This window comes from Streptomyces sp. NPDC000594, from assembly GCF_040299965.1.
Classification (GTDB): domain Bacteria; phylum Actinomycetota; class Actinomycetes; order Streptomycetales; family Streptomycetaceae; genus Streptomyces.
Genome location: NZ_JBEPCY010000050.1, coordinates 38,481 through 45,356 on the forward strand (window position 1 = coordinate 38,481; position 6,876 = coordinate 45,356).

Genomic DNA, 6,876 nt, shown 5'->3' on the forward strand with positions numbered 1-6,876 from the left:
CGCAGGGATGGCTCAGTTGTTGGGCCCGGCCCCTGGTCGGCTTTACGAGGAGAGCGACGCGGTCGGAGGTATCCGCCCAGCCCGCGCAGGGGTCGCCCCGCGCACTACACCGACCCGATGGTCGTCCAGCAACCCGCCCCGCCCGCGCAGGGGTCGTCCGACCCCCACGGGTTGAATGCCAGGCTCAGGCGACTTCGCTCTCCCACTTCCCACGCGCGCTCGATGGCCTTGAGCCGGTGCTTCAGCCTCAGCCGGTAGCCGGGGGCGTTGATGACGATGACTTCGCAGTGGTGCGGGAGGCGGTCGGAGATGGGGGTGGTGAGGACCTCGTCGCCGAAGACCTGGACCCCGTTCCTTCTGCATCCTGGAGTTGGAGGAAGATCATCTCGTGGACGACTTTCTGAGATTCCTTCATGCCCGGAACGAGGCGGACAACCATGCCTATGCCTACGTGGCGCACTGCTTCGGAGGCGAGGCCCTCCTCGACAGTCACCTGCCGATGCTCGACCTGGTCGGGATGCTGGCGCGCGAGTACAAGGCCATGGATCCCTCCGACAGCCGCTCCGCCGGACTCAAGTATGCCCTCCGCGTCCTTGCCCAGTCCTACGCCGACCACCCCGGCTACCGTGAGGAGTGGCGACCCTAGACGGCTGAGCCGGCGATGAGCCTCAGGAGCAGCCGCAGGTCACGGTCGGGCTGTTCGGACATTCCAGGCGCCACGGGTACGGCACCGGGCTTCGCGTCGGCCACGGTGCAAGCGGGCGTGATTCAGCGGCCCCAGGGCGGGTACCGCGCTTCACCGCGTGTGATCACCGGGGGCTTATCGGCTCCAGGCGATCACACGTGGTGAGTGTCGGGGTGGTCTGGCCAACGCCTCACACCACCGATGCCCGGAAAGGATCAGTGGGATGGATCTCCGCGTCGTCGAAGAGCTGCTCCAGCTCCTCATGACCCGAGCGTCTGCGGAAGTCGATTTCGGCGGCCGTCACCGGCAGGGCCCACAGGATGCGGGCGTGCCCTGCGGGCAGCGGGCAGTGCTCAAGATCGGGACCGTGGAGATAGGGCAGGCTGATCAGCAGATGGTCGCAGGCCGAGCCCGGCACCCATGGTTCACCGATCGGCATGCTGTGCTCCAGATCGAGCCGGTGCCCTCCGCGGTGGTAGGAGGCGATCATGGCCATGAGGTCGATGAACCGCTGGTCCCGGACGTGCGCGGTGAGGACGAACTCAAGCCCGTGGCCGTCCTTCTCCGTCGCGGCCCAGCACCCTGCTGTCACATAGGCCCAGCTGGCGCTGCGCGGACCGGGGCCGACGACGAGAACCCGCAGGCCGGGCACGGCCCCGGGTCGGTCCGGCCGGGGGCTGAGGACAACGGCCTCGACGGAATGCCCTTCGAAGAACTCACGGACATGTGACTCGACGACCTCTGCGGCCGGTACCTTCGCATCACTCACCGCGCGATCATGCCAGACCTCAATCAACCGGCCCGGCGCCTCACCCGGTGTTCAGGACGCGTGAAGTCAGCACCGCTCGCGGCATCGGGACCGCTCCGGCATCCGGCGGTCCGGTCGGCGCTCGTGAATCCGGCTCCCGGGCGGCAGGGTGCGGGCCGCCCGGCCCGGGGGCGGACTGAGGCGGTCAGGTGTGCTGATCCCTCGTGCGGTGTTCTTGGGTGTGGCGGGCGAGGTGTTCCAGGGCGTCGGTGATGCCGCTGGTGTGGGTGAGGCGGCTGCGGGGGCGGAGGATTCCGGTGGAGCCGGTGGTGTGGAGGTCGTGGCAGCGGTGGGTGAGCCATGCCCAGTCCAGGCCGAGGTGGGCGGCGAGGGCCTCAAGCCGTCCGGCCGGGTGCCCGGAGGGAACCCGGGGCGGAGCCTGGGGTTCCTGCTACTGCGCCGAGAACGGGAGGACGGGCTTCTCATCCGCCGTGAGAAGCCCGCTCCTGTTCATTTAATCTGAAGGTCTACCGCACTGGTCAGACCTGCAGGATCAGCGCTTCCACCTGTTCGAGCGCCGTCACGCTGGCCTGTGCCGCGGCCCGGGCCTTCGTCAGCTTCTCCATCCACTCGATCCGCTGCTCGGCCGGGAGCGCGTCCTTGTTGAGGTCGGTGCGCAGGCGGTGCGCCTCTTCGAAGTCCGTCATCAGGGTGTGGGCGGAGTCCATGGCCTGCCGGTAGCTCCCTTCGACCAGTTCGACACGGGCGGGCAGCTCCCGGCGCAGCGCGGCCAGTTCGTCGCGCGGGTCAGCCGGGGGTGCGCCGTGTGCGGTGGCCGCTGTGGGATTCGTGGTGCTGCCGGCGGGCGGGGGCGCGGTGGCTCCCGGGGACCGGCCCGGCGCCGGACGGCCGAGTTCCACGGGGAATGTCTCGTCGAACCATGCTTTGTCGGCGATGAAGGCGGTGGGCCGTCCCTCGGTGTCGGGGGCGATCACCATTCCCGCGGTGATCGGTGTCCGGCCCTCGGCCCAGTGCCGCTCCCCGTAGCAGATCAGAGGCGTACCGTCTTCGGCTTCGGGCGGCTGCGCGGCGTCCGGGTGCTCCAGCACAGCCCTGGCGAACGCGAGGAGAAGTGCCCGGCTGACACGCGGTGCGCCCGTCGTGTACGCCAGGGTGAGGGAGGCGAGGGCGCTTGTGGGGGTGCGGCGCACCCCCTTGCGGCCGTCGCCCGCTTCGCTGCCCTGACCGGCGGTGATGAACGGCTGCGGAGCGTGGATCAGGGCTGGGGCCATGCGCTTGACGAGGGTGTTCCAGGCGGTCGCGTCGCCGGCTTCCGCCCCGAGGAGGAGCTGCCTGAGCGGCCGCCGGTCGTGCCCGGCGCCTCTGGTCTCCGAGGTCCCGAAGAAGCCCAGGGCAGAGAGGATGTTGCCCCGGTGCACGAACAGCTGGGCGATGGCGGCGGACCACAGCCGGGTGCGTGCCTCTGCTGCTCTGCCCTTGATCTGGCTCCACGCCGGCTCCTGCAGCGTCCCCCTGACGATCGGCCAGAAGGGCCCTGTGTCCCGGACTGTGCGGGTCTTGGTCTCCCTGGGGGCCTCGGGCGGGATCTCGGGGAACACGAGCGCGGTGATGGCGTGCACCGCGATATCGCGGAGTACCGCCGGAGAGACAGTGTCGCCTGCGGGCGCGAGCGGAGCGAGCGGGTCGAGCGGTCCGTTGGCGGTCAGGGCGTCGCGCACCCCCACCAGGTCGAGGAGATCCGCGCCCCGTGCCTCGGGGAACGCGTCGGCGAGCGCGGCGGCGAGGAGTGATTCCCTGGCGTATGCGTCGACGAGCGTCGCGAAGAGGGCGATCAGGCGTGCGTCCTCGTCGTAGGGCTGGATGCCGCGCAGGTGGTCGTTGACGTTCAGGGTCCGGAGGACGTGCTCCAGCGCGGCCGGTTTGGTGCAGCCGATGACGATCTCCGCGGAGACCGCGGCGATCTTCCCGGCCCGGACCGACGGGTCGGTCGCCTCCGTCTCAGGTCTGGCGGCCAGCTCGTTGAAGCGGTCGGAGAGCCGGTTCAGGATCTCCCGCTGGCACAGCAGCAGCAGCTCCGGATCCGTCTTCCTGCCCTTCGGCGCGGGCAGGAGGGACTGGGGCATCCCCGTGACCAGGTGCTCCGGACGGACACGGAAGACATCGAGACGGGCCAGCGCACGGTTGTTCCCGGTCACGGCGGCCAGCCGCCACAGCTTCGACACCGTGCCGTCGGGATGCGTGATCCGCCACTGCTGCAGGACGTTCATGCCCTTGGACAGCTGCCCCGCGTCGACGAGGGACTCGGCCAGATCGTAGCCGCGGGTCTTGCCCGCGCGCTCCAGATTCTCGGCGGCGTACCGCTGCATGTGGACGGCGACCGCGTACGGCTGCTCGGCGAGCGCGAGGGCCGCTTTCGGCTCCCCGTCCTCCTCCACCGCGCGGACCACGGGACGCGGTCGCCGGCCACCGAGGGCGGTGAGGAGAGCCCGGCGCTCACCTTCGAGCTGCCCCACGCGCTTCTCGGCGTCCCCGTGCTTCTGCACCGCTGCCGCCAGGGCGTTCGCGGCGTAGGTGGCGTCACCGGCGGCCCGGCGGGCGTTCTCCCGCTCGCTCTCCGCGGCCCTCTGCGTCTTCCTGGCTTCGTGCAGCGCCAGTTCCACGGCGATGAGGTCCTTGATGCGCTGACTCGCTTCGGCAACGGGCGGCGACCAGCAGCTGGCGGTGCGGTCGTTGAGGTCCCACGGGACCACCGCGGCACCGTGGACGTCGCACATCAGCAGGAGTACCTGCTCGTCGCCGGCCTGTACGAGGCGGTATGCCGAGGGCTTGAGCACCTTCTTGCCGCCCCGGGTGGCGATCAGGCTCTTGATCTCGGTGTCCGGAAGAGCGGTGGCCAGCCCTTCGGTGATGGCCTGCCGGGGCGGCGGTACGACTTCGAGTTCCGCGCAGGTGTTGTTGATGGCGTCCGCAAGATTCCGGCCCCATATATCGGTGCCGATGCGTGGGAAGATGCCGTCAGGTCGTCTGCTGACCACAGTGGTGTTCCTTTCACCCGGGCGTACCGGGCGAGCACAGAGACTCCCGTCTCTCGGGAGCGTGTCACGCGCCCGAGCGCCGAAGCCTCGTGCCGGCAAGGAACGGGCACCCTCCGGAAAGAAGTGGGAGTGCGGCGGTCCTCGCCCCGTACGGTCCACCTGCCGACGTCCGAAGTGCGATCAGTCCCAACAACGCCTCGGTGGCGCCTGGACATCTCGAAACTCGCTCCTGCTCCGCCGACGGCGGCATGAGGCGGACGCCGGTGATGAGCCACCGACGTGCACCGCAGAATCTGCCACCCCGTTGCGTGTGGGGACGCACCAGAGCAGCGGAGTTCATCAGATCAGATGAATCACAGCCAATCATGCTGCCTGAAGGGCGTGTTGAGGTAGCGGCGCAAGGATGGTGGAGCGGCGTAAGCGGGTCAGCGGGGCTGTGCAGCTGCCGGTGCGCGCGATACGGCTCGGGTGGCCCCTCTCTCAGGCGTGCTGATCCCCGGTGCGGTGTTCTTGGGTGTGGCGGGCGAGGTGTTCCAGGGCGTCGGTGATGCCGCTGGTGTGGGTGAGGCGGCTGCGGGGGCGGAGGATTCCGGTGGAGCCGGTGGTGTGGAGGTCGTGGCAGCGGTGGGTGAGCCATGCCCAGTCCAGGCCGAGGTGGGCGGCGAGGGCCTCAAGCCGTCTGGCCGGGGGCGGGCAGGGCGTGGTCGAGGGCGTCGGTGAAGGGCTGGGTGGCGGCGGTGTCGGGCATGGTCTCGGTGTGCCAGAGGATGTCCGCGGCGGGGCTGGGCGTCCAGTGGGCGATGTGGGCGCGGCCGCCGGCGATCACGAACTCGTCCACGCCCGTGTCCGCCGTCTCGGTGGTGATCCGGACGGCCTGCCCATGGTGTTCGAAGAAGGCGGCGGTCAGCATCAGCAGCACCCGCTCCCAGGGTTCGCTGTCCTTGACAGCCGTCTCGGGGAGGTTCAGCACGGCGGTGCCGCCCGCCGGGGCGAGGTGGCGCAGCAGCATCCGGCGGGCGGGGAACAGGAGCCATCCGCAGGTCTGTTCGCCGTTCTGGGCGGCCAGCCACATCCGCACCGGACCGTCGGCGGCCGTGATCCGGGTGGTGAGGTGGCGGGCGCCCGCTTCGGAGCCGAGCCACATCCCGCCCGCGCGCGACAGTGAGGGCACCGAACCGGCGGTCATCGCGGCGCGGGGCCGGGAGGCGAGAGCGTGGACGACCGGTACCTGTGCCCGCAGGGCCCGGTCATCGGCCTGGAGCGCGTCATCGACCACGGTCAGCGCCCACAGCAGCCCGTAGGTGAGGTCGTCGACGCGGTAGGCGCGGGGGATGAGCAGACCGGCCGGTGGAAGGGCCCGGCCGGTCACCTGGCGGGCGAACGCCGAATCCAGGGCATACACCCCATCACCCGGCCGTGAACCGTCCGCGCCCAGGATGATCCCACGGCGCAGCGGCCGGGTGAAGGCGGCCAGGTGCTCGGCGTCCTGCTCCGCGAGCCGCAGGCCCTGAGGGGAACGCCGATGGGTGTGCCACCAATGATCTGGTTCGAAGTGCTTCGCGCGCGGTGACCTCCACCCGGGTCGCCCCGGGGGCCAGGTCCTCGACCACCGACACCCTGGTCCGCCCACCAAGGTCGTGGTTGCCCTGGTCAAGGCGCCGACAGTAGATGCTCCGGCTCCGACGAACCGACAGCGCCGGCCCAGCCCCGACAGATACTCTGCCTCAGCAGTCCTCCATCGCCGAGAGGCTTGCTCAGATGCAGGCAAACGAAAACACCATGATCACGTGACAATGGCGCAGGCCACGAAGGCTCTTCCCCGCCCGCGCAGGGGTCGTTCGAGGTCCAGTGCCGGCCCCGGACGCGGACGCTGATCCGCCCCGCCCGCGCAGGGGTAGCTCGTTTCACGATCAGGTCGCGGGCGCCTTCGCAGGACCCGCCCCGCCTGCGCGGGGAGCTCGCCCAGGGCGACATCCGACTTGTAGCCCGAGCACGCGGGCAGCCGGTGGGCGCGGACCTGTTCGCCTGTCGTGTCGGGCCCGGTCCTCAGCGCCGAACGCCACGACGACGCCGGTCCTGGTGGACCGTCAACCGGCGCCTGCCTGGACTCTCGGCACGGGACGTACGCCCCCCTGGGACGTCGCCCTCGGGCTGTGAGCCCGGCCTGAGCCTCTCCCTTGTGTGGGCTCCGGCGCTGCGGCGGCCCCTCCGGTCGTTCTCCGGCGCGGAGACACCGGGCCCGGCACCGGATAAGCGGTCGTGAACCGGCCGCCGCTGCCAGCTCGCCTCTCACGCCGCGAACCGCGCTGCCGGGCACGCAATGCGCGCATACCGTGCCTCCGGGGAAGGCCGCGTGCCTAGACTTGACCGATCGGTCCGCCTTCAGG

The 6,876-nt window shown here is 70.5% G+C and carries 5 protein-coding genes; 1 reads left to right on the forward strand and 4 read right to left on the reverse strand.

What is annotated here, in order from left to right:
* Positions 1–104: 104 nt before the first annotated feature.
* A complete protein-coding gene (locus ABT354_RS38165; RefSeq protein ID WP_502983570.1) occupies positions 105–407 on the reverse strand; it encodes an ATP-binding protein in 303 nt (100 codons plus the stop codon).
* Between ABT354_RS38165 and ABT354_RS35940 the strand changes: the two genes are divergently transcribed.
* Positions 389–646, forward strand: a complete 258-nt coding sequence (locus ABT354_RS35940) for a DUF6221 family protein (RefSeq protein ID WP_351501820.1) — start codon at positions 389–391, stop codon at positions 644–646. The genes ABT354_RS38165 and ABT354_RS35940 overlap by 19 nt on opposite strands.
* A 229-nt stretch (positions 647–875) precedes the next feature.
* On the opposite strand, the gene ABT354_RS35945 is transcribed toward ABT354_RS35940, so the two are convergent.
* The 3 genes from ABT354_RS35945 to ABT354_RS35955 form a co-directional block, all read right to left on the reverse strand.
* A complete protein-coding gene (locus ABT354_RS35945) occupies positions 876–1,454 on the reverse strand; it encodes a suppressor of fused domain protein (protein ID WP_351501822.1) in 579 nt (192 codons plus the stop codon).
* Positions 1,455–1,972: 518 nt separating this feature from the next.
* Entirely contained in the window at positions 1,973–4,489 is a 2,517-nt protein-coding gene (locus ABT354_RS35950; protein ID WP_351501824.1) for a hypothetical protein, read from the reverse strand.
* A 670-nt stretch (positions 4,490–5,159) separates the two neighbouring features.
* Positions 5,160–5,891, reverse strand: a complete 732-nt coding sequence (locus ABT354_RS35955) for a hypothetical protein (RefSeq protein WP_351501826.1) — start codon at positions 5,889–5,891, stop codon at positions 5,160–5,162.
* Positions 5,892–6,876: the final 985 nt, after the last annotated feature.